At 66.7% G+C, this 21,277-nt stretch carries 23 protein-coding genes and 1 pseudogene; 6 read left to right on the top strand and 18 right to left on the bottom strand.

Translation table 11 applies throughout. The annotated features are described in order from the left end of the window. Positions 1-219: pseudogene (locus AC3A3W_RS02120) on the bottom strand (hypothetical protein); the annotation flags it as partial. A gap of 69 nt (positions 220-288) precedes the next feature. Between AC3A3W_RS02120 and AC3A3W_RS02115 the strand changes: the two are divergent. Continuing rightward, entirely contained in the window at positions 289-1,524 is a 1,236-nt protein-coding gene (locus AC3A3W_RS02115) for a heparan-alpha-glucosaminide N-acetyltransferase domain-containing protein (RefSeq protein WP_487440241.1), read from the top strand. A gap of 8 nt (positions 1,525-1,532) precedes the next feature. Here the strand turns inward: AC3A3W_RS02115 and AC3A3W_RS02110 are convergent, their stop codons facing one another. Together AC3A3W_RS02110 and dapB are read right to left on the bottom strand one after the other, a co-directional pair. Continuing rightward, on the bottom strand, positions 1,533-2,021 hold the full coding sequence (locus AC3A3W_RS02110; protein ID WP_487440240.1) for a hypothetical protein: 489 nt from the start codon (positions 2,019-2,021) through the stop codon (positions 1,533-1,535). 5 nt (positions 2,022-2,026) lie between these two features. Then, positions 2,027-2,785: a 4-hydroxy-tetrahydrodipicolinate reductase gene (gene dapB, locus AC3A3W_RS02105; RefSeq protein ID WP_487440239.1), complete on the bottom strand. Its 759-nt coding sequence runs from the start codon at positions 2,783-2,785 to the stop codon at positions 2,027-2,029. Positions 2,786-2,935: 150 nt separating this feature from the next. On the opposite strand from dapB, the gene AC3A3W_RS02100 reads away from it, so the two are divergent. Then, the gene (locus AC3A3W_RS02100) at positions 2,936-3,238 is read left to right on the top strand and encodes a hypothetical protein (RefSeq protein ID WP_487440238.1); all 303 of its coding nucleotides are present in this window, start codon (positions 2,936-2,938) and stop codon (positions 3,236-3,238) included. Here the strand turns inward: AC3A3W_RS02100 and AC3A3W_RS02095 are convergent. The 7 genes from AC3A3W_RS02095 to AC3A3W_RS02065 form a co-directional block, all read right to left on the bottom strand. After that, on the bottom strand, positions 3,224-3,529 hold the full coding sequence (locus AC3A3W_RS02095) for a hypothetical protein (protein WP_487440237.1): 306 nt from the start codon (positions 3,527-3,529) through the stop codon (positions 3,224-3,226). The genes AC3A3W_RS02100 and AC3A3W_RS02095 overlap by 15 nt on opposite strands. Before the next feature lie 419 nt (positions 3,530-3,948). After that, on the bottom strand, positions 3,949-4,707 hold the full coding sequence (locus AC3A3W_RS02090) for a MerR family transcriptional regulator (protein WP_487440236.1): 759 nt from the start codon (positions 4,705-4,707) through the stop codon (positions 3,949-3,951). A gap of 97 nt (positions 4,708-4,804) precedes the next feature. Next, a complete protein-coding gene (locus tag AC3A3W_RS02085) occupies positions 4,805-5,305 on the bottom strand; it encodes a molybdenum cofactor biosynthesis protein MoaE (protein ID WP_487440235.1) in 501 nt (166 codons plus the stop codon). Continuing rightward, on the bottom strand, positions 5,295-5,804 hold the full coding sequence (locus tag AC3A3W_RS02080) for a MogA/MoaB family molybdenum cofactor biosynthesis protein (protein WP_487440234.1): 510 nt from the start codon (positions 5,802-5,804) through the stop codon (positions 5,295-5,297). The genes AC3A3W_RS02085 and AC3A3W_RS02080 overlap by 11 nt, the downstream gene beginning before the upstream one ends. A 2-nt stretch (positions 5,805-5,806) precedes the next feature. Next, positions 5,807-6,301 carry a cyclic pyranopterin monophosphate synthase MoaC gene (gene moaC, locus AC3A3W_RS02075; protein ID WP_487440233.1) on the bottom strand — a complete coding sequence of 165 codons (495 nt, stop codon included), beginning with the start codon at positions 6,299-6,301 and terminating at the stop codon, positions 5,807-5,809. Next, positions 6,289-7,635: a molybdopterin molybdotransferase MoeA gene (locus tag AC3A3W_RS02070; protein ID WP_487440232.1), complete on the bottom strand. Its 1,347-nt coding sequence runs from the start codon at positions 7,633-7,635 to the stop codon at positions 6,289-6,291. Before AC3A3W_RS02070 ends, moaC begins: the two co-directional genes overlap by 13 nt. 23 nt (positions 7,636-7,658) lie before the next feature. Further along, a complete protein-coding gene (locus AC3A3W_RS02065) occupies positions 7,659-9,149 on the bottom strand; it encodes a molybdopterin-dependent oxidoreductase (RefSeq protein WP_487440243.1) in 1,491 nt (496 codons plus the stop codon). Between the two features lie 208 nt (positions 9,150-9,357). Here AC3A3W_RS02065 and moaA point away from each other — a divergent pair, with 208 nt between their 5' ends. Together moaA and AC3A3W_RS02055 are read left to right on the top strand one after the other, a co-directional pair. Beyond that, positions 9,358-10,521: a GTP 3',8-cyclase MoaA gene (gene moaA / locus AC3A3W_RS02060; protein WP_487440231.1), complete on the top strand. Its 1,164-nt coding sequence runs from the start codon at positions 9,358-9,360 to the stop codon at positions 10,519-10,521. A gap of 4 nt (positions 10,522-10,525) precedes the next feature. Further along, complete coding sequence (locus tag AC3A3W_RS02055) at positions 10,526-10,792, top strand: MoaD/ThiS family protein (protein WP_487440230.1); 267 nt, start codon at positions 10,526-10,528, stop codon at positions 10,790-10,792. Between the two features lie 27 nt (positions 10,793-10,819). Here the strand turns inward: AC3A3W_RS02055 and AC3A3W_RS02050 are convergent, their stop codons facing one another. The 7 genes from AC3A3W_RS02050 to AC3A3W_RS02020 all read right to left on the bottom strand — a co-directional run bounded on the left by AC3A3W_RS02050 (position 10,820) and on the right by AC3A3W_RS02020 (position 18,854). Next, a complete protein-coding gene (locus tag AC3A3W_RS02050) occupies positions 10,820-11,281 on the bottom strand; it encodes a DUF1579 family protein (RefSeq protein WP_487440229.1) in 462 nt (153 codons plus the stop codon). 15 nt (positions 11,282-11,296) lie between these two features. Further along, the gene (locus tag AC3A3W_RS02045; protein ID WP_487440228.1) at positions 11,297-12,640 is read right to left on the bottom strand and encodes a M16 family metallopeptidase; all 1,344 of its coding nucleotides are present in this window, start codon (positions 12,638-12,640) and stop codon (positions 11,297-11,299) included. A gap of 120 nt (positions 12,641-12,760) precedes the next feature. After that, a complete protein-coding gene (locus AC3A3W_RS02040; RefSeq protein WP_487440242.1) occupies positions 12,761-15,001 on the bottom strand; it encodes a polyribonucleotide nucleotidyltransferase in 2,241 nt (746 codons plus the stop codon). 246 nt (positions 15,002-15,247) lie between these two features. Then, positions 15,248-15,517 (bottom strand): 30S ribosomal protein S15, encoded by a 270-nt coding sequence (gene rpsO / locus AC3A3W_RS02035; RefSeq protein ID WP_215050635.1) that lies wholly within the window; start codon positions 15,515-15,517, stop codon positions 15,248-15,250. A gap of 216 nt (positions 15,518-15,733) precedes the next feature. Then, positions 15,734-16,978: a kynureninase gene (gene kynU, locus AC3A3W_RS02030; protein ID WP_487440227.1), complete on the bottom strand. Its 1,245-nt coding sequence runs from the start codon at positions 16,976-16,978 to the stop codon at positions 15,734-15,736. Next, positions 16,975-17,829 carry a tryptophan 2,3-dioxygenase gene (gene kynA / locus AC3A3W_RS02025; protein ID WP_487440226.1) on the bottom strand — a complete coding sequence of 285 codons (855 nt, stop codon included), beginning with the start codon at positions 17,827-17,829 and terminating at the stop codon, positions 16,975-16,977. Before kynA ends, kynU begins: the two co-directional genes overlap by 4 nt. A gap of 41 nt (positions 17,830-17,870) precedes the next feature. After that, the gene (locus AC3A3W_RS02020; protein ID WP_487440225.1) at positions 17,871-18,854 is read right to left on the bottom strand and encodes a bifunctional riboflavin kinase/FAD synthetase; all 984 of its coding nucleotides are present in this window, start codon (positions 18,852-18,854) and stop codon (positions 17,871-17,873) included. A gap of 392 nt (positions 18,855-19,246) precedes the next feature. Here AC3A3W_RS02020 and AC3A3W_RS02015 point away from each other — a divergent pair, with 392 nt between their 5' ends. Together AC3A3W_RS02015 and AC3A3W_RS02010 are read left to right on the top strand one after the other, a co-directional pair. Next, a complete protein-coding gene (locus tag AC3A3W_RS02015) occupies positions 19,247-19,465 on the top strand; it encodes a hypothetical protein (RefSeq protein WP_487440224.1) in 219 nt (72 codons plus the stop codon). A gap of 259 nt (positions 19,466-19,724) precedes the next feature. Then, complete coding sequence (locus tag AC3A3W_RS02010) at positions 19,725-20,888, top strand: flavin-containing monooxygenase (protein ID WP_487440223.1); 1,164 nt, start codon at positions 19,725-19,727, stop codon at positions 20,886-20,888. A 125-nt stretch (positions 20,889-21,013) separates the two neighbouring features. On the opposite strand, the gene AC3A3W_RS02005 is transcribed toward AC3A3W_RS02010, so the two are convergent. Beyond that, the coding region (locus tag AC3A3W_RS02005; protein WP_487440222.1) for an HNH endonuclease signature motif containing protein at positions 21,014-21,277 on the bottom strand (264 nt) is incomplete at its 5' end.

Below are 21,277 nucleotides of genomic sequence, written 5' to 3'. Positions count from 1 at the left end.
CTCTGACAGCCGCCTGGCCAACTCCGCCCCGGGCGGCTGGGCGGAGAGCGGAATTCCTTCGCAGCCCCACTGCACGTCCTCGGCCGGCTTCCCCGCCACAAGCTGCCTGAAAAGGTAGTCCACCACCCCTGGACTCATCGCTTGCAGCGGACCGTCGGTGCTGCGTGGCGGCTGCCTGCGCGGCTCCTTGAAGGGTTCCCTGCGCGTTTCCTTGAACATGCCGCAATAGTATTCGAACATATATTCGAACACAAGCCTCCGGCAGGCTGGATGTGAGACGATCACATCATGACCTCGCGGAGTACGGCTGCATCGTCCAAAACCTCGAAAGGCCCTGCAGCCGGCACCCGACTTGCAGGCATTGACGCCGCCCGCGGCCTTGCCCTCCTTGGCATGATGGCCACCCACTTGCTGCCCACCTTCGAGTCGGACGCCAACATGACGCCCACCTGGATCGGGCTGACATTTTCTGGCCGCGCCGCCGCCCTCTTCGCCGTCCTGGCAGGAATTGGACTTGCGCTCTCCACCGGCAAGCAGCGTCCCTTGGAAGGCAGTGCCCTTACGGCCGCCCGGCGGGGCATAGCCCTGCGCGCGCTGGTAATTGCCGTCGTCGGCCTGGCCCTTGGCGGCCTGGAGGTCAACGTCGCGGTGATCCTCGTGCACTACGCCGTGCTCTTCCTGTGCATCCTGCCGTTCATCGGGCTGGGGCTGAAGGCCCTCTGCGCCTGGGCCGCCGGCTGGATTGTGGGATCCCCTGTGCTCGCCTTCCTGCTCCGGCCGTGGCTGATGGCCTCGGATCCGCCCCTGCAGCTGAACCACAATCCGGGGTGGGAGGACCTGTCCACGCCCGGGCAATTGCTTGGCGACCTGTTCCTGACGGGCTACTACCCCGTTTTGCAGTGGATCTCTTATTTGCTGGTGGGACTCATCATCGGCAGGCTGTCACTCTCAGCGGCCGGCCTTCCCCTGCTGCTGCTGACTGCCGGCAGCGCCGTAGCCGCGTTCGCCAAGGTTCTGGGCACAGCCGCCATGGAATCCTGGGGCGGCCGGGCCGCTTTGCAGGAAATACTCTCGGATCCCAACTATCCGCTGGACAGCATCCTGCAGGTTAACCTGGCCGGCGTCCGGCAGGAGGGGTCGTGGTGGTGGCTGGCTGCCAGTGCACCGCATTCAGGGACCACGCTGGACTTGCTGCACACCAGCGGCGTGGCAGTGGCCGTCGTCGGGCTATGTCTCTTGGTTGGCAAGCTCGGGGAATGGCTGGACCTGGATCTGTTGCTGCCCCTTCGGGGCGCCGGCGCGATGACCCTGACCCTGTACACGGTGCACGTGTGGGTGGTGGCCTCGTTCCATCTCCAGCCCCTGCCGGCCGGCTGGACGGAGGACGGGATGTATTTCGCCCATGCCGCACTGGCCGTGCTGATCGGAATGGCATTCCTGCTCCTGAAGAAGCGGGGGCCACTCGAATGGCTGGGCCACGCCGCGAACCAGGTGGGGCGGCATGAACCGGACAGGGTCCGCTAGCTGTCCAGCTAGCGCGCGAGGGCGCCCTTGGAGGCTTGGAAGAGCCGCACCGCGTCCCGCATGGCGGCACGCGCGCGCTTGCGGTCTCCGGCAGCGTCGTAGGCGCAGCTGAGGCGGAACCAGGAACGCCAGTCGTCGGGGGCGGCTTCGGTCTCGGCGCGGTATTTCTCGAATTCCTGATCCGCAGCGGCGCGGACGATCCTTCCCGCCGGCGTGCGCGGCAGGTTGTCAACCGGAAGGCCGCCTTCGGCCTCCAGCACCTTCGCCATCTGTTCGGTGCGGGCGCCGAACAGCAGTTCACGGATCAGGGCCCAGGCGCCGATGACGGGAAGGACCAGGTACGCCGCCCCGATGGCTTTGGCCACCGGTTCGGGGTCCGTCAGCAGCAGGACGGACCGCTGGAAGGACACGATGAGGTAGAAGACCAGCAGAAGCGTCACCGCGCCCACCCAGATTTTGGTGCGGTTCTTCTTCAGCCAGCCAAAGGGGCGTTCCACGTTGTCTACAGCCCCAAATCCAGGTAGCCGTCCAGACCCACGGTCAGTCCGGGGTGCCGCGCAACGCTCCGCACGCCCAAGAGGACCCCGGGCATGAACGAGGCGCGGTCGAACGAATCGTGCCGAAAGGTCAGCTGCTCCCCCGGGCCGCCGAGCAGGACCTCCTGGTGCGCCACCAGGCCGCGGAGCCTGACACTGTGCACGCGGATTCCGTCCACCTCGCAGCCACGGGCGCCCGCGAGCTCACTGGTGGTGGCGTCGGGGCTGGGTTCGACGCCCGCCGAGGCCCGCTCCGCGGCGATCAGCTGGGCCGTGCGGACAGCTGTGCCGGAGGGCGCGTCAACCTTGTCCGGGTGGTGGAGTTCGATGACCTCCACGGACTCGAAATATTTGGAGGCCTTGGCGGCAAAAGCCGACGCCAGGACGGAGCCCAAGGCGAAGTTCGGTGCAATCAGGACGCCCACGCCCTCGTGGCCCGCGAGCAGCGATCCAAGCCGTTCCAGCCTGCCGGGGTCCCAGCCGGTGGTGCCCACAACGGCATGCATGCCGTTCTCGACGGCGAAGCGCACGTTGGCCTCGGTGCTCTCCGGCACGGTGAGGTCCACCACGAACCTGGCACCTGCGTCCGTCAGCGAGGTCAGTGAATCACCGCGCCCGAGGGCAGCGACGAGCTTCATATCGGGAGCGGATTCCACGGCCTTGACGGCTTCGGCGCCCATGCGCCCGTTCGCGCCCAGCACGGCGACAGGAAGTTGTTCGATCATGGCTTCAACCCTACCTTTCGCCCGGCTGCCGGGCGGAACCCGTATGAGAAGACTCTCAGACGAGTCTCATTCATGCTTCACGTTCGGGGCCCATGATGGAAGCACCAAGGGGGCATGGATCGAGACTTCAACGAGCCGAAGGAGGCCTCAATGCGCATGGGGATTCGCGAGCTGCACCAAACCCCAGCTCCGCAGGAAACAGTTCCACAGGAATGGGAAGCAGCCGCGCCGGGTCAGCTTTCATGCGTCCAGCTTGGCAATCCGGAACTCCGCCGGCAGATCGTGGACATCATCCTCGACGTCCTCTCTGATGAGGAGCCCGCGCGCCCCGAGGTCCGTGCCCGCCTTCTGCAGCATCTGGCCGAGAATCCGGGCCACCCCGAGCGGGCGCTGTTGGATCACCTGCGTGATCCGTACATCCGGACCGCCGCAACGGGCTCAGGGACCTTCTAAGTCCAGGATATGCAGGAGCAGGGCCTGCTCGGGGTTCCCGGGGTTGTCCATCAGCTGCCGCAAAAGCCGGCGGCGGACATCCGGGGACGTCGCCGCTCCGGAAATGATGTCAGCGATGACATCCAGGACCTGTCCGCGAAGTGACGGGTCACCGTGCCCTGGAACCCCTGGCCTGAGCTCCGCTGCCGGTGACCCGGGGGTTCCCGATCTTCCGGGGCTCGCCCCCGGCACTCGACGTGCTGTCTGCAGCCCCTGGAACAGGGTCTCCATGTGAGGGTCGCCCGGCTCCATCGGCCCACTCCTTCCTGCAAATCGGCCGGTGGGCCCCTTCACCCACTGACCTGAGACCTGCCCGGGAAACGTCCGGGCCCGCAGGGAACAGCCGGCCCCGCCCACTTCGGCGGCTGGCCACCTGTTACCGGCGACCGCCATCGTGTCGCAGCTCTGCTACAAAAAGCCGGACCCGGGACCCCCTGTCCGGAGCCCCCTGCCCCCCACGTACGGGAGCCGCCCCGGCAGAAGGCCACGGGAAAACCCCGCGTCAGGGCCGCACATCACGGCTTTTCCCAAGTCCCTGCGGCGAAAGTGGGAGGGTCCTGAAGTTGAAGGTAGCCGCGAACCGTCTTCTGCAGGACCGCCGGGCCCGGACGCACTCCCCGAGGAAGCGCCGGGCCCGGCCACTGCGCGTCGGCCGGAACCTTGCAGACGACCTACAGGTGCTTCTCTGCGTAGACGCGAAGCGCGTCGCGGACGAAGCGGGCACCCGACTCACCGCCATAGTTAGCGGCGAATCGCGGGTCGGCAACATACATCTCGCCAAGGCCTGTCACGTAGCCCTTCGTGTCACCTTCAAGGGCCGATGCCGGGGTGCCAGGTATGGCCGTGAGCCACTCAACATGGCGCCTGGCCAGCTCCTGCGCCTCGGCGCTGTCCGCTGAGGCACCTGATTCGGCGGCGCGGATCCAGTCACGGCCGAGTTTTTCGGCGCCCTGCTTCCACGCCTTCTTCTCCTCCGCGCCCATTCCACGCCACCAGGAATCCCCGGCTGCGTAGGCGTCCTTGCCCCACCGCTCTTCGACCTCGTCCTTGTACTGCGTGTGGTCGAATCCATCGAACATATTTTCAGCCACGAGTTCTCCGCCTCCTTTCAGTGATTCCAGGGTCTGCCGGACGGAGGCCGCCTGCCTGGCCAGGCGCGCCTGCTCCTGCCGAAGCCACTCAAGATGCCCGCTGAGAGCCCTCACGGCATCCGTCTCGTGCCGGAGCACCTCGGATACCGCGGGAAGGCCAAGTCCCAGCTGGCGCAGCAGCAGTATGCGCTGCAACTGCACGAGGGCGGCGGCGTCGTAGTACCGGTAGCCGTTGTGGCCGGTACGGGTCGGTTTGAGCAGCCCGATGTCGTCGTAGTGGCGCAGCGTCCGGCTGGTGGTGCCGGCGATCTTCGCTATTTCCTGGATCGACCAGTCCATCAGTCCTCCCCCTGCTCCGCAGGTTTGTCCCTGTCGGGCCGGCCCTTCCGGCCCGATAACGAGACTAGGGGTTGACGTTACGTAAAGGTCAAGGGCGTCAGGCTCCGGCCCCGACCCATTCCACGCTGCCGTCCGTGAAGAACTGTTCCTTCCAGATGGGGACCTGATCCTTGATGCGGTCCACGAGTTCGGAGCAGACGGCGAACGCCTGCCCGCGGTGTGCCGCCGCAACGGCGCAGACCAAGGCGGGATCTCCGATTTCCAGGGAACCTACGCGGTGCGCTGCCCAGATGCGAACAGGCGTACCGGTCTCGCCGGAGTGCTCGGCCACCAGCTGCGCCACGACGTCGGCGAGGGCCTGGTGCGCCGTGGGGTGGGCGCTGTAGCTCAGCCGTTCAACAGGCTTGCCGCCGTCGTGGTTTCGCACAACCCCGCTGAAACTGACCACCGCGCCGGCTGTATCCGACTCCACGGCGGCAATGGCCTCGTCAACGGAGATGGGCTCCGCGCTCAGCACGGCGTGCACCACTTCGAATAGCTGGCCGGTGGCTGTATGTCCGGTAGCTGCATGTCCCGTAGCTGACTGTTCAGTGCCCATGTCCGCCCTCCAGCTGGTCACAGAGATGCCCGATCACCGGATCGAGGACGGACAGTCCGTCCATGACGCCCTTCGGTGATCCGGGCAAATTAACGATAAAGGTTGCGCCGGCTGCCCCGGCATGCCCGCGGCTGAGCATCGCCAGCGGGGTCTTGGCGATGCCTGCCTGCCGGATCCCTTCCATGATGCCGGGAATCTCCCGGTCAAGCAGTGGCAGGGTCATCTCCGGCGTCCGGTCATCGGGGCTGAGCCCCGTGCCGCCGCTGGTGATCACGACGGCGGGGCGCTGGGTGAGCAGCGCCCTGATCGCGGCGCCCACGGGCTCGCCGTCGGGAACCACCATGACCGGGAACGCGTCAAAGCCGTGCTCGGTGAGCCAGTCCATGATGACCGGCCCGGTCTCGTCCTGGTACAGGCCGGCGGCGGCGCGTGTCGAGGCAATGACGACTCCGGCCTTCCTCCCCTGGACTTCACCGTGGACGTGCGGTGCTCCTGCCATGCTCACAGTCTCCAGTCCCCGCTCTTTCCGCCGCTTTTGGCCAGTACCTTGATGTCGGTCAGCACGGCGTGCTTGTCCACGGCTTTGATCATGTCGTAGACGCTCAGGGCCGCGACGGAGGCAGCCGTCAGCGCCTCCATCTCGACGCCGGTCACCCCCCTGGTCTTGACGGTGGCGAAGATGTCCACCCTGTCCGGGCCGAGCTCGAAGTCCACCGTCACCTTCGATATCGGCAGCGGATGGCACAGCGGAATCAGTTCCGGGGTCTTCTTTGCGGCCATGATGCCGGCCACCCGCGCCACGGCCAGGGCGTCCCCTTTCGGCAGGCCGCCGGTGCCCAGCAGTGCCAGGACTTCCCGCGTGCTCCGGACCGTTGCACTGGCCGTCGCCTCCCGTGTGGTTTCCGTTTTTGCCGACACGTCCACCATCTGGGCGGTGCCGTCGCTCCGCAGGTGCGTCAGCGCGGCGTCGTTATTTTCTGCAGTCACAACATCCATACTTCCACTTCGGCGCCCCGGGCGAGCGCGGATACTCCTTCAGGTACCTGGACAAGGGCGTTGGACTGGGCCAGCGCCCGGACCAGGTGCGAGCTCTCGCCGCCCTCAAGCCGGACGGTGCCGTCCGGCAACAGGGTTCCGCGCCGTACCTGATGCTTGCCCGCCGGTGACGTGAGCGGCTCGAGGAGCCGGCCGTGAACCACGCTCCGTGGTGAGGGCGAGCCAAACAGCCCGCTGAGAACCGGCCGCAGGAACATCTCAAACGAGACGAGACAGCTGACGGGGTTCCCCGGGAACCCCAGGAGGGGCACGCCGTCGAACGTTCCGATCCCCTGTGGGCCGCCCGGCTGCATGGCCACGTGGCCGAAGTGCACGTCCTGGCCGTCCATGGCCTGCCGCACCACTTCGTACGCGCCCTTGCTGACTCCCCCGGTGGTCACGATGAGGTCCACCTCCGGGACGTGGCGGCGCAGCAGGTTGCAGAGGACGGCGGGGTCGTCCGTTGAGATGCCAGCCCTGATAACGGCCAGCCCGGCCTGCCGCAGCGATGTTTCCAGCAGGGTCCCGTTGGCATCGAAGATCTTGCCGGCCCCAAGATGACCTCCCGGTTCCACCACTTCGTCGCCGGTGGTGACGAGGAGCACCGTCAGCCGGCGGTGTACCAGGACGTCCGGCATGCCCAGTGCAGCGATCAGCCCCAGCTGGCCGGGGCCGAGGCAGGTGCCGGCCGCCAGGGCAGCTTCACCCGCACGGATATCGCTGCCGGACTCGCGGATGAACGTCCCGGCAGCCACTGGAGGGAGCCGCACGGTGGCCTCTGCGCCGGGAGCCGGAAAAGCTGCGGGGACCGCCCGCTCAATGGGGATAACGGCGTCGGCCCCCGGCGGGACCATGGCGCCCGTCATGATGGGGGCGGCCGTCCCGGGCTGCAGCGGCGCGGGACGGGCGCCGGCCGGAACGGGAGCGGCGACGCGCAGTTCGGCACCGCCTTCCGGAACGTCCGCGGCGCGGACGGCAAAGCCATCCATTTGCGAGTTGGCGAAGGGCGGAAGGTCCAGCGTCGCGGTGATGTCCTCGGCCAGTCCCCGGCCCAGGGCATCGGGAAGGGCAAGCCGCTCGATGTGCCCGGCGTTGCGCAGCGGCTCAAGGAGTGCCCGGACGGCGTCACGGTGTTCGGCCACGCTGCGGTGCGTGTGTGCGCCAGCGTGCGTCTGTGCCCCGTTCGCCGCATCGTGGGCAGCGGCGTCGTGGGCAGCGGCCTCGTGGACAACTGCCTCTTGGACAACTGCAGCCGGCGTGGCGGCAGTAGCGTGCGGCTGCGTGTGGCGGTGCATGGTCCTGCCTCCTGGAGCGACGGCTATGCGGTCACGTCAACTCTAATGGTGTGGAAGCCCGTGGCACCGTCCGGGGCAACCGGCCTGCGCTCCTCTGCCTGGACGGTGCCGGGGAGATCGGTCGCGCGCACCTGCACTTCATGCTGTCCCGGCTGCAGGTCAAGGCCCAGTTGCCACTGGTACCAGGTGTCCACCGAGATGCCGGGAGCCAGCTGGGCCTGCTGCCAGCCGCCGCGGTCCACGCGCAGCTCCACCTTTCCGATTCCGGTGTGCTGCGCCCAGGCCACGCCGCCGAACATGACCTGGCCAGGACGGAACGACCGGCCGTCGCGGGGTACATCGATGCGGGAGGAGATCTTGATGGGCCCGCGTTCGGACCAGCCGCGCGGCGTCCAGTACGCAACGTCATCGGCGAACCGGGTGACCTTGAGCTCAACGAGCCACTTCGTCGCGGACACGTAGCCATAGAGTCCGGGGACGACCAGCCGCACCGGGAAGCCGTGTTCCAAAGGTAGCGGTTCGCCGTTCATGCCCACGGCGAGCAGCGCGTCCCGGTTGTCCGTGAGGACTTCCAGGGGCGTGCTGGCGGTGAAGCCGTCCGAGCTCCGCGACAGCACCATGTCCGCGCCGGGAAGAGGGCCAGCCATCGCCAGCAGTTCGCGGACTGGCCAGCCGAGCCAGAGCGCGTTGCCGATCAGGTCGCCGCCCACCTCATTGGACACGCAGGCAATGGTCACGTGGCGTTCCAGCAGCGGTTTGGCCTGCAGGGCCTCGAAGTCGAGCTCTATCTCCCGCTCCACCAGGCCGGTGACCTTCAGCTTCCATTCCCGGGGGTCCAGGACGGGGACGGAGAGTGCAGTATCGATGCGGTAGAAATCCGGATTTGGGGTGACAAGCGGATCCATGCCGTCCAGGCCGATCTCGGCGCCGGCCGGAATCGCTGCTGCGGGAGATCGAGGTGCCGGCAGGCGCAACGTCCGGCGGACCTCATTGACGCCCGCTGCCCCGCCGCGCCAGGCCGTGGCGACTGCCCCGCCCACCAGAACCGCGGCGCCGGTGCCACCCAGCAATTGCAGGAAGCCGCGCCGGCCGGACTGGCCCTGCTGCGCGCCTGCCTGCCAGGAGGCCAGGCGCCACGTCAAGCTCTGAAGCAGCATCCCGCCGATTCCGGCGGCGATGACCGGGAGCGCGACGGCGATGACAGTCACCTGCGCCCGGGTCAGGACCGCCGCCACACCGACGATTCCGAAAACCGCGAAGACGGCTGCCCCTGCATAGCGCCTGCGCAGCTCCAGCACCCCGGACAGGCCCGCGAGGGCTGCGATCACGAGTGCCATGCCCGCCAGCAGCGCAAGCTTGTCGGCCGTGCCGAACAGTGCAACGGCCCAGTCCTTCACTCCCGGCGGAACGGCATCAATGACTGCCCCGCCCAGCGCCGTCATGGTCGACAGGGACGGACTGAGGAACCCTGCGATGAGCTCGCTGGCCACCAGTCCGGTGCCGGCGGCCACCATCCCGGCGGATGCCGCCCACCAGCGGGACCTGGCAGGTGAGGGTCCGGACGCTCCAGCTCCAGAGGTGGGGAAACTGCGCATTCCGGCTGAGGCCCCGGGCGCCGCCGGCTGGGACTCGTTCACCCTTCCAGCATAAGACCGGACGTCCCGCCCGGCCGCGGGATGTCACGGGCGTGATGCTTGGCCCAACGTGGCGTAGCCTGAATTTATGAGTGTTCAGCTTGGCATGCCGCAGCCGCGCGAAGGGGCAGCCCCGCTTCCTGGTGCGCCGGGTGTTCCCGCTGCCCGCCCCGCCGATGCTCCCGCCGGACTCGTTGACCGCTACGGGCGCCGGGCCACGGATATGCGTCTCTCCCTCACCGACAAGTGCAACCTGCGGTGCACCTACTGCATGCCTGCCGAGGGGCTGGAGTGGCTGTCCAAGCAAGCGGTCATGTCGGCTGCGGAAATCGTGCGCATCGTGCGCGTGGGCGTGGAGCTGCTGGGCGTCCGTGAGCTGCGCCTGACCGGCGGCGAGCCCCTGGTCCGGGCCGATCTGATCGACATCATTGCCGCGCTCCGGCAGGCGCACCCGGCACTGCCGATCTCCATGACCACCAACGGCGTGGGCCTGGATAAAAAGGCAGCCGCGCTCAAGGCTGCGGGGCTGACCCGCATCAACGTCTCCCTCGATTCCCTGCACGAGGAAACCTTCACCAAACTGACCAGGCGCCCGTTTCTCGACCGCGTCCTTGCCGGTGTTGATGCCGCCTGGGCGGCGGGACTCGGCCCGGTTAAGCTCAACGCCGTGCTCATGCGCGGCATCAATGACGCAGAGTCGCCGTCCCTGCTGGCCTGGGCCCTCGACCGGGGCTACGAGTTGAGGTTCATCGAGCAGATGCCACTCGACGCCGACCACGGCTGGACCCGGCGGAACATGATCACCGCCGCGGAAATCCGTGACCTGCTGTCCGCGGACTACGTGCTGAGCCCGGACCCGCGGGCCCGCGACGGAGCTCCTGCCGAACGCTTCGAAGTTCGACGTCGACCCGCAGGGTCTGGTGCAGCAGAGTCTGGTGCAGCAGGGTCAGCCGAACCGGAAGGCCCCGTCCTGGGAACTGTGGGAATCATCGCCTCCGTCACCGAGCCGTTCTGCTCCGACTGCCGCCGGACCCGCATCACTGCGGAAGGCAAGATCATGAGCTGCCTCTTCTCCCGGGAGGAATTCGACCTGCTCGGATTGCTCCGGGCGGGCGCCAGCGACCAGGAACTGGTGGAACGCTGGCAGGATGCCATGTGGCTGAAGCCCAAGGCCCACGGCATGGACCATGTGGGACTCGACGCCCCGGACTTCGTCCAGCCGGACCGCAGCATGAGCGCCATCGGAGGCTGAACCCTTGAATGTACGTTACTTCGCTGCCGCACGCGCTGCGGCAGGCGTGGAAGAAGAGCGCTTCGACCTTCCGGCCGGGTCCACGGTGGAATCACTGCTGGCGGCTGTCCTTGACGTCGAACGCCCCGAGCCGCCGGCCGGGACGCCGGGGCTGGACCGGATCCTGGCCCGCAGCAGCTTCCTGCTCAATGAAGTGGCCGTACGGGACCGCTCGGTGGTTCTCGCCGACGGCGACGTGGTGGACGTCCTGCCGCCCTTCGCCGGCGGCTAATCTCCACAGGCGTCCTAGTGGAGTCGCTCAGGCACGGTGGCAGATTGACGTCATGAAGGGGCTGTAGTCCTGCGCGTCCCCGAGCCGGAGCTCGGCGGTGTGGATGAGGACCCCCTCCTCAACCCGGAAAGTGTGCCGTGCCGTGCCGCGGTCGCTGTGCCGCTCCACCGTGAGCACGGCATCATGCCAGGCGCCGCGCGCCGGCGCCGCCGGAGGCCGCCCCATGCTGTCGACGTAGTACCAGAGGGTTTCATCATGGTCAGGATCCACGGTGAACACTCCATGGCCCTCGAAGTGTGTGCCGTCGGCCTCGACGTGCCGATAGGTCTGGACCACGGCGAAGCCGCCGGCGGCCCTCGTGAACGTCACCTCTGCGGTGGCGGTCCGGGCAGGGCCCCACGGCGACGCAGCCAGCTCGGTGGTCCCCGTCCAGCGCCCGACGAACATCTCAAGTGCCTCGTGGGCTGTCCCCGGATGCGGCCGGTCCATTATTCCTCCCAAGGGTCACAGTCCGAAGGTTTCGGTCTCCTCGAAGGGCCCGACCACCGTCACCGTCCGGGGCGCCGCCGCGAGCTCGCCGGCCAGCTCCCGGACCTGCTCCGCGGTCACGGCCTTGATCTGCCGCAGCGTCTCATCGATGTCCTGGTACTCGCCGGAAACGAGTTCGGCGCGGCCCAGCCGGGACATGCGAGAGCCGGTGTCCTCCAGAGCCAGGACGATCCCGCCGCAGAGCTGGCCCACGGCCTTGCGGAGTTCCTCCTCGGAGATGCCGCCCTCGGCGAGCTTGTCCAGCTCCGCCCCCAGCAGCTCCAGGACCTGCCGGACCTTGGTGGGCGTGCAGCCGGCATACATGCCGAAGTAGCCTGCATCGGCGTACGAGGAGGCGAAGGAATACGTCGAGTAGACGAGCCCCCGCTTCTCGCGGATCTCCTGGAAAAGGCGCGAGGACATGCCGCCGCCGAGCACGGCGTTCAGCACGCTCATGACGTACCGGCGGTCGTCGGTGGCCACAATGGTGGGGCAGCCCATGATGATGTTGGCCTGTTCCACAGGACGCTTGACCACGTGCAGCCCCGCGGTTCCGGCGATCTGTGCGCGTTCAGTCGAGCGGCGGTCCACAGGGGCAGCGCCGGGCTCCAGCGGCCAGCCGGCAGCGTGGAGGGCATCCACCACGAGGCGGCATACGACGTCGTGCTCCAGGCCGCCGGCGGCGGTGATGACCAGCTCATCGGGACGGTAGTAGCGCTGGTAGTGGTCCCACACCGAGTCGCGGGCCACGGCCCTGATGGCGTCGGGGGTACCACCGATGGGGCGCCCCAGCGGATGAGTGCCCAGCACCGCCGCGACGAAGTGCTCATGGGCGACGTCGGTGGGGTCATCGCTGTCCATGGCGATTTCCTCGAGGATGACGTCCCGTTCCTGTTCCATCTCGGCGGGGTCCAGCACAGCGCCGGTAATCATGTCGGCGATGACGTCGATGGCCATCGGCAGGTCCGTGTCCAGCACCCGGGCGAAGTAGCAGGTGCTTTCCTTGGCTGTGGCCGCGTTGGATTCCCCGCCCACTTCGTCAAAGGCCGAGGCGATCTCAAGGGCGGTGCGCCGCCGGGTGCCCTTGAACAGCAGGTGCTCGAGGAAGTGTGTTGAACCGTGCTGGCCCGGCGCCTCGTCGCGGGATCCCACACCGACCCAGAAACCGATGGTGGCGGAGCGCTGGCCCGGCATCGCCTCGGTCAGCACGCGCACCCCGCCCGGCAGAACCGAACGGCGCACTTCGGAGCCTCCGTCAGCTCCATGGATCAGGGTGTCACCGGGGTGGTTCTGCGCCAGCGGCAGGGGTACGACAGTCATCAAGGCCTTTCAGGAAGCGGAGCCAAATCTGCCTGCAATCCTACCTTTAAACGGCGGCAGGGCCGGTGGATGATCCACCGGCCCTGCCGCTAATGCCCGCGCCGTGAAAGGCGGTGCAGACTACTCTGCTGTCGCCTCGGCGACCTCAGGGGCGTCGGCGCCTTCTTCTTCGGCCACGACCGGCGAGAGGGACAGCTTGCCGCGGTCATCGATCTTGGTGATCTCCACCTGGATCTTCTGGCCCACGGAGACGACGTCATCGACGTTGTCCACGCGCTTGCCGCTGGCGAGCTTGCGCAGCTCGGAGATGTGCAGCAGGCCGTCCTTGCCCGGGGTCAGGGAGATGAACGCACCGAAGGTGGTGGTCTTGACGACCGTGCCCAGGTAGCGTTCGCCGATTTCCGGAACCTGCGGGTTGGCGATGGCGTTGATCGCGGAGCGTGCTGCGTCGGCAGACGGACCGTTGGTGGCGCCGATGTAGACCGTGCCGTCGTCCTCGATGGAGATGTCCGCGCCGGTGTCTTCCTGGATCTGGTTGATCATCTTGCCCTTGGGGCCAATGACCTCGCCGATCTTGTCCACGGGGATCTTGACGGCAATGACGCGCGGTGCGAACTCGGAGAGCTCGTCCGGGGTGTCGATCGCGGCGTTGATGACCTCGAGGATGTGCAGGCGGGCTTCGCGGGCCTGCTTCAGTGCTGCTGCCAGCACGGAGGCGGGGATGCCGTCGAGCTTGGTGTCCAGCTGGATGGCCGTGACGAACTCCGAAGTACCGGCGACCTTGAAGTCCATGTCGCCGAAGGCATCTTCGGCGCCGAGGATGTCGGTCAGGGCCGCGTAACGGGTCTGACCGTCAACCTGGTCGGAGACCAGGCCCATGGCGATGCCGGCAACGGCGGCCTTCAGCGGAACACCGGCGTTGAGCATGGACAGCGTGGAGGCGCAGACCGAGCCCATGGAGGTGGAGCCGTTGGAGCCGAGGGCTTCGGACACCTGGCGGATGGCGTACGGGAACTCCTCGCGGGAGGGCAGCACCGGCACGAGCGCGCGCTCAGCCAGCGCACCGTGGCCGATTTCGCGGCGCTTCGGCGAACCGACGCGGCCGGTCTCACCGGTGGAGTACGGCGGGAAGTTGTAGTTGTGCATGTAGCGCTTGCGCGTCACCGGCGACAGCGAGTCGATCTGCTGTTCCATCTTCAGCATGTTCAGCGTGGTGACACCCATGATCTGGGTCTCGCCGCGTTCGAAGATGGCCGAACCGTGGACGCGCGGCAGAACCTCGACCTCGGCGGTCAGCTGGCGGATGTCCGTCAGGCCACGACCGTCAATGCGGATCTGGTCCTTGAGGATGCGCTGGCGAACAACGTGCTTGGTGACCGAGCGGAACGCTGCGGACACTTCCTTCTCACGGCCTTCGAACTGGCCGGACAGGGACGCCACAACCTCGTCCTTCAGTTCGTCAGATGCGTTGTCGCGCTCCTGCTTGTCTGCGATCTGGAAGACAGCGGTCAGCTTCTCGGACGCGGCGGCCTCGACGGCTGCGTACACGTCGTCCTGGTAGTCCAGGAACACGGGGAACTCGACAGTGGGCTTGGCGGCGCGGGCAGCCAGGTCCTGCTGGGCTTCGCAGAGGGCCTTGATGAACGGCTTGGCAGCCTCGAGGCCTTCGGAAACAACCTCTTCGGTAGGAGCGGTTGCGCCCTGTTCCTTGATCAGGTTCCAGGAGTTGTCCGTGGCTTCGGCCTCGACCATCATGATGGCGACGTCGTCACCTGCAACGCGGCCTGCAACGACCATGTTGAACACGGAGTTCTCGAGCTGGGAGTGCTTCGGGAAGGCAACCCACTGCGAACCCTGCTCGTCCGCCACGAGGGCAACGCGGACGCCACCGATCGGGCCGGAGAACGGCAGGCCGGACAGCTGGGTGGACATCGAGGAGGCGTTGATGGCCACGACGTCGTAGAGCTCGTCCGGGTTGATCGCCAGGACGGTGACCACGATCTGGACCTCGTTGCGCAGGCCCTTGACGAAGGCCGGACGCAGCGGGCGGTCCATCAGGCGGCAGGCCAGGATGGCCTCGGTGGACGGGCGGCCTTCGCGGCGGAAGAACGAACCCGGGATGCGGCCGGCGGCATACATGCGCTCTTCGACGTCAACCGTCAGCGGGAAGAAGTCAAAGCCTTCACGCGGGTGCTTGCCTGCCGTGGTGGCGGAGAGCAGCGCGGTGTCTTCGTCGATGTACACCATGGCTGCGCCGGCTGCCTGCTTGGCAAGACGGCCGGTTTCAAAGCGGATTACACGCTTGCCAAAGCGGCCATTGTCAATGACTGCTTCTGAGAACTGGATTTCGGGACCCTCCAAGAGAGTCACCTCCGTTTCTTTGTTAACGGAAGTCCAGCCGCATCAACCCAGTCCAGCATCTGTCTACTGGCCTGCACTGCACCCGGTCATCGATCGAGACCCACGGGCCAGGCTTCTGTCAGCGAAGCTTTCCCGGGGATCACTACCGAGGACCGCGAATGCGTGATGCGGTTGATCCTCCTGTTTAGTTTTCTACTGAAAGAGGCGGCCCGTTCCGTGCAGGAAAGGGCCGCCCCCTAAGTCAGACTAGCGGCGCAGGCCGAGGCGCTCGATGAGCGCACGGTAGCGGGCGATGTCAGTCTTCTTGAGGTAGGTGAGCATGCGCTTGCGACGACCAACCATGGCCAGCAGACCGCGCTGGGTGTGGAAGTCGTGCTTGTGCTCCTTCATGTGCTCAGTGAGATCCTTGATCCGCTGAGTCAGGACAGCAACCTGGACCTCGGGCGAACCGGTGTCGCCTTCGGTGGTTGCGTATTCCTTGATGATGGACTGCTTTACAGCGGCGTCAAGTGCCACGATAACTCCTAGAGATGTGCCGTGAGGCCCGAATCAGTAACTCACTGCCGGGTGTGCCGGCGCGGACCAACCCGTCAAAGCAGGCGGTACGCACGAAACAGGATCCAGCAACCACGGACTGCAGCCGGATCCACCGTTTAGTTTACCGGCCTTGTCGCAATCTTGTCGAAACGCCGCGGCGGCTGCCGCAGGAGGCGTTCACCATCGCACATGGGGTCAGTGCGGCGGCAGCAGATCCCGGACGGCGGCCATGCCGCGGTGCAGCTCGGCGAAGCCGGTGCTCAGCGGCGAGAGTCCGATCCTGATGCCCGCCGGGGCACGGAAATCGGGGATGACGTCTTTGTCCCACAGTGCCGCGGTCACTTCGCGGAAGGAGGGATGGTCGACGGTGATGTGGCTTCCCCTCTGCTCAGGGGCACGCGGTGTGGCGAGCCGGACACCTGCCGGGGCCAGCCAGGCATCGTGGAGTTCCAGCGCATACGCCGTGAGGCGCAGGGACTTTTCCCTGACTGCCGCCATCCCCACTTCCTCAAGCAGGTCCAGGGTGCCGCGCATCGCGATCATCCCGAAAATGGCCGGGGTTCCGCTGAGGAAGCCGCGGATGCCGGGGGCAGGCTCATAGCCGGGACCCATCTCGAATGCGTCCCGGCGTCCCATCCAGCCCCAGATGGGCTGGGCCAGGCCCGGAAGATGCCTGGCATTGACATATGCGAAGGCGGGCGAGCCGGGCCCGCCGTTGAGGTACTTGTAGGTGCAGCCCGCGGCAAAATCGACGCCGGCGGCGTCCAGCGCGATCTCCACTGATCCGGCCGAATGGCACAGGTCCCATACGGCCAGCGCCCCGGCGTCGTGCACTGCCGCCGTGATGCCCGGCAAGTCGGCGAGGAATCCTGAGCGGTATGCCACATGGCTGAGGAGCACGACGGCGGTGGACGGCCCTACGGCCTCCCTCACCTGGTCAAGGGTCACACCGGAGCCGGGGTCGGCGTCGATCCAGCGCAGCGTCAGTCCCTCCTCCCGTGCGATGCCCTCGACGAGGTAGCGGTCCGTGGGGAAATTGTCGGTGTCCAGGACGATCTCTGTCCTCGCGGGATCCTTGACGGCGGCAAGGGCGGCGCGGATGAGCTTGTAGAGCACCACGGTGGTGGAGTCGGCGATGATGGTTTGGCCGGCAGCGGCGCCCAGGACCGCCCGTCCCAGCTGGTCACCGATAGCCTGGGGCAACTCCAGCCATTCCTCGTCCCAGCCGCGGATCAGGCGGCCGCCCCAGCCTGAATGGATGAACGTGTTGATGTCCTCGGCTGTCCTCTTGAGCGGGCGCCCCAGGGAGTTGCCGTCAAGGTAGGACAGGTCAGTTTCCGTGCCAATAAACCGTTCCCGGTACGCGGACAGGGGGTCCTCGGCATCAAGGAGGAGGGCACGCTCAAGGAGCGCGTCATGGGCCTCGCTAAGTGTGCTCACTGGCCGATCTCCGTCCGCACGGCGAACAGTTCCGGAAAGAACGTCAGTTCGAGGGCTTTTTGCAGGAAGGCCGCGCCGCTGGAGCCGCCGGTTCCGCCCTTCATGCCGATGGTCCGCTGCACCGTCCGCAGGTGCCGGAACCGCCACAGCTGGAAGTTGTCCTCGAGGTCCACCAGTTCCTCGCACGCCTCGTAGGCGCCCCAGTTGTCGGACGCGTTTTCGTAGATGTGCTTGAACAGCGGGACAAGCTCCGGCACGAACTCATGGGCCTTGGTAACGTCGCGGTTGAGCACTGCGGCGGGCACGTCGAAGCCTTGGCGGTGCAGGTAAGCGAGGAACTCGTCGTAGATGCTCGGCGCCTCGAGGACTTCCTGCAGCAGCGCGTGAGCCTCCGGATCCGACTCAAACACCGGCAGCATCTTCCGGTTCTTGTTGCCCAGCACGAATTCAACGGCCCGGTACTGGCTCGACTGGAATCCCGAGGAGTTCCCCAGGAAGCCGCGGAACTGCGAATACTCCGTGGGCGTCAGGGTGGCCAGCACGGACCACTGCTCGGTGAGGGTCTTCTGGATGTGCTTGACGCGGGCGATCCCCTTCAGGGCAGTGCCCAGGCGGTCCGCCCGGAGGTGCTCTGCCGCGCTGCGAAGTTCGTGCAGCACGAGCTTGAGCCAGAGCTCGGTGGTCTGGTGCTGGATGATGAACAGCATCTCGTCGTGGTGTTCGGGTGTGCTGACGGGCCGCTGGGCGCTCAGCAGCGTGGGCAGCTGAAGGTACGCCCCGTAGCTCATTCTGGAACTGAAATCGCGGACGATTCCCTTGTCCAGTTTCCTGGTGTTTTTCTCCACGGTCACAGCGTTGCCTTCCTTGCCAAGTACTGTGTGGGGCTTACGGATCAGCGCTTGAGAAGGAGGTCGTGGGCCTGCACGACGTCCTGGCGCATCTGCTCCACGAGGGCTTCAGGCCCACGGTACGCCACCATCCCCCGGAGTCTGGCGACAAACTCCACAACTACTGTCTGGCCGTACAGATCGAAGTCTTCTATGGACTCCTGGGGGCGGTCGATGACATGGGCCTCGACCTGGCGGCTGACGCCGTCGAAGGTCGGGTTGGAGCCGACCGAGATGGCGGCCGGCCACCGGGTGCCTGCCTGGTCCACGAGCCAGCCCGCATAGATCCCGTCCGCGGGGATGAGTCCACTGGCTTCAGAGGAGAGGTTGGCGGTGGGAAATCCGAGGGCGCGGCCACGGGCGGCCCCGTGGACAACCTCCCCGCGCATCTGGTGGGGGCGCCCCAGCACGGCGGCGGCGGTGGCCACATCGCCTGCCATCAGCGCCTCACGCACCCAGGTGGACGAACAGCGGCGGTCCGTGCCGCCGTCGTCATGGAGCGGAAAGCCTTCGGATCCGAATTCGCTGATGACGAGCACCTCAAAGCCGAACTTCTCCCCCAGTTCGCGCATGGTGTTCAGGTCACCGGAGTTTCCGCGGCCAAACCGCGTGTCGTGGCCAATGACCACGTGGCTCACGTGGAGGGCGTCAACGAGCACTGTGCCGACGAACTCTTCCGGGCTAAGGCTCGCCAGTTCGAGCGAGTACTTCATGACGAGCACAGCATCCAGGCCGAGCTCGCCCAGCGCCTGGAGCTTGTCCTGCAGGCCCATGATGAGCTCGGGCGCGGACTCCGGCCGGTGGACCTGGGAAGGATGGGGGTCGAACGTGACCGCGACGGACCGTGCCTTGTTCAGCCGGGCCGTACGGATCAGCTGGGACAGCACCTGCTGGTGGCCGCGGTGGACGCCGTCGAAGTTGCCGATAGTGACAACGGAAGGACCAAAGTCGTCGGGGACTTCGGTCGGATCGTTCCAGATGTGGACCATCAACCTCGCCTTTTACTGCCTGACACGAAACACGTCCGGGTGCCCATACAGGCTCCGGAACTCTCTAAGATTACCCGCATTCGTCCGGCGCTACGGACCGCGGCGGAGCCCGCACCTGTGGGCGGAGGCGACCGATGCGTGATCTGAAAACGCGCAGCGCTTTGAACGTCCCGGTCCCGCCGTGGGGTCTGGCCGTGACGGCGATCCTGTCAGTTCAGTTAGGGTCCGCCCTGTCAGTGGATCTGATTGAGACCGTGGGCCCCGCCGGAACAGCCTGGCTCAGGCTCAGCATTGGGAGCCATCATCCTGCTGGCGATCGCCCGCCCGCCCCTGTGCTCCGTCCGCCCGGGCGATGTGCTGCCGCTCTCGGTCTAGGCATCACCACGGGGCTGGTGACGATCGTGTTCCTCGCCGCAATCGAGCACATTCCGCTCGGCACCGCCGTCGCGATCGAGTTCCTGGGACCCCTGACGGTGGCCGCGGTGCGCAGCCACAACAGGAAGGTGCTCATCTGGCCGGCCGTGGCACTGCAGGGTCATCCCGGGCGGTCATCCGGGTTCCGGGCCGGCCGCGGATCGATTCCTAGAAAGTCCGACTACATCCTCGGTTAGAGGGACCAGGCCGACCGGCTGCGCATAACCGTCAGATCGCAATGGCCAGATTTACGGCCCCGGGGACTGGACGGATGTGCACTGCATCCACGGGCGGGCCACGAAAGCGGCTGGGCAGGAACGCGGTAGCCCCGGACGCGGCTCCCTTCACCGGGGCATGCGGCGGCGATAAACTGGCCCCAGCTTAGGGGTTGCGCCACCGCGGAGTCCGCCGCGTGTCCGCATCCTCCCCAGGTACTAAGCGCTGGATGGTGGACCAATGAGCGGGAACCAGGTTGTGGTGTTGGGCGCGGGTCCCGCCGGATTGTCAACGGCGCTGGCTCTCCTTGACCAAGGCGTTCACCCGCTGGTCCTTGACCGGGCCGAAGAGGTTGCTGCCTCGTGGCGAACCCGGTACGACAGGCTGCGCCTGAACACGAGCCGCCCGCTATCGCATCTGCCCCGCCGGCGTTTCCCCAAGGGCACGCCGATGTTCCCCACGCGCGACCAGTTCATCGACCATCTCGAGAGACACTCCCGTGAACCGGGAATCGAATGGCGGCTGGGCACGGCCGCGGTTCGGATTGACCGCGATCACGACGGCGACGGCCAGGCTTGGGTGATCCATACGTCCAACGGCGACACCATCAATACTTCACAAGTCGTGGTGGCCACAGGCTATGAGAATGCGCCGCTCATCCCCGACTGGCCAGGACGCGGAGACTTCACGGGCGAGCTTCTTCATTCCTCGGAGTACCGGAATCCGGCCCGCTTCCGCGGGAAATCCGTCCTGGTAGTCGGTCCGGGCTGTTCCGGGATGGAGATCGCACACGACCTTGCCACAGGCGGGGCGGCCAAAGTGTGGCTCTCCGTCCGCACACCGCCGAACATCATGCTGCGGGCAAGTCCTGGGCCGGTCCCGGGTGACATGATCGGCGTCATTCTTCTGAAGTTCCCGGTCCGTTTTGCGGACGCTTTCACCCGCTGGGGACAACGCATGGATACGGGCGACCTCAGCGAGTATGGTCTCCCGGTTCCCGAGGAGGGCGTGTTCACGCGGGTGGCCCGTGCCGGTGGCGAGCCAACCATCGTGGACAAGGAAGTCATCGAGGCCATCAAGGCCCGTCGCTTCGAAGTGGTGGGCGCGGTTAACTCCCTGGAGGGATCAGCTGTCCACCTGGAGGGCGGCGCGAGCATCGGGCCGCACACTGTCATCTGCGCGACCGGATACCGGCGGCAGCTGGCGCCACTGGTTGGCCACCTCGGCGTCCTCAACGAGCGAGGAGCGCCCCGGGTGGTCGGCGGGGAGCCTGCGGCAGACGGACTGCGCTTCATCGGCTTCGTGCCCCGCCCGGGAGCCATCGGCTACATGGCCAAAGAAGCGAAACTGGCGGCGAAGGCAATTGCCCGCGAACTGCGGACAGCGGAACCCGGGGCCGCCTAAAGCCCGACGCTCCTTCCAGTTCCTTCGGCGATGACCGGCGTGTCCCTGGAGACACATCGAGGTCGACCTTCCCGAAAGCCCTGACGAGAAGCCGGAGGCCGGCAGGAAAGCAGCATTTGCTGCCCTCATTCGAGGCTGAAGTAGTTGTTTCTCCGCGGTACCTGGCGTGGGTCGATGTGGGGTGGCGGGATGAACCAGGGGATGCCGGATCGCATGTGGATGGTCCATTGTTCTTTGTGGATGAGGTGGTGGTGATGGGAGCAGAGGAGGGTGCCGTTGTCGGTGCTGGTGGGTCCGCCGTGTGACCAGTAGGTGGTGTGGTGGGCTTCGCACCAGGGGGCGGGGATGGTGCAGTTGGGGAATGCGCAGCCTTGGTCGCGGGCGGTGAT

The sequence above is a fragment of the Arthrobacter sp. Soil_N43 genome, from assembly GCF_057655195.1.
Note: the sequence above shows the minus strand (reverse complement) of the source record. Positions and strands in the feature narration are given on the sequence as shown.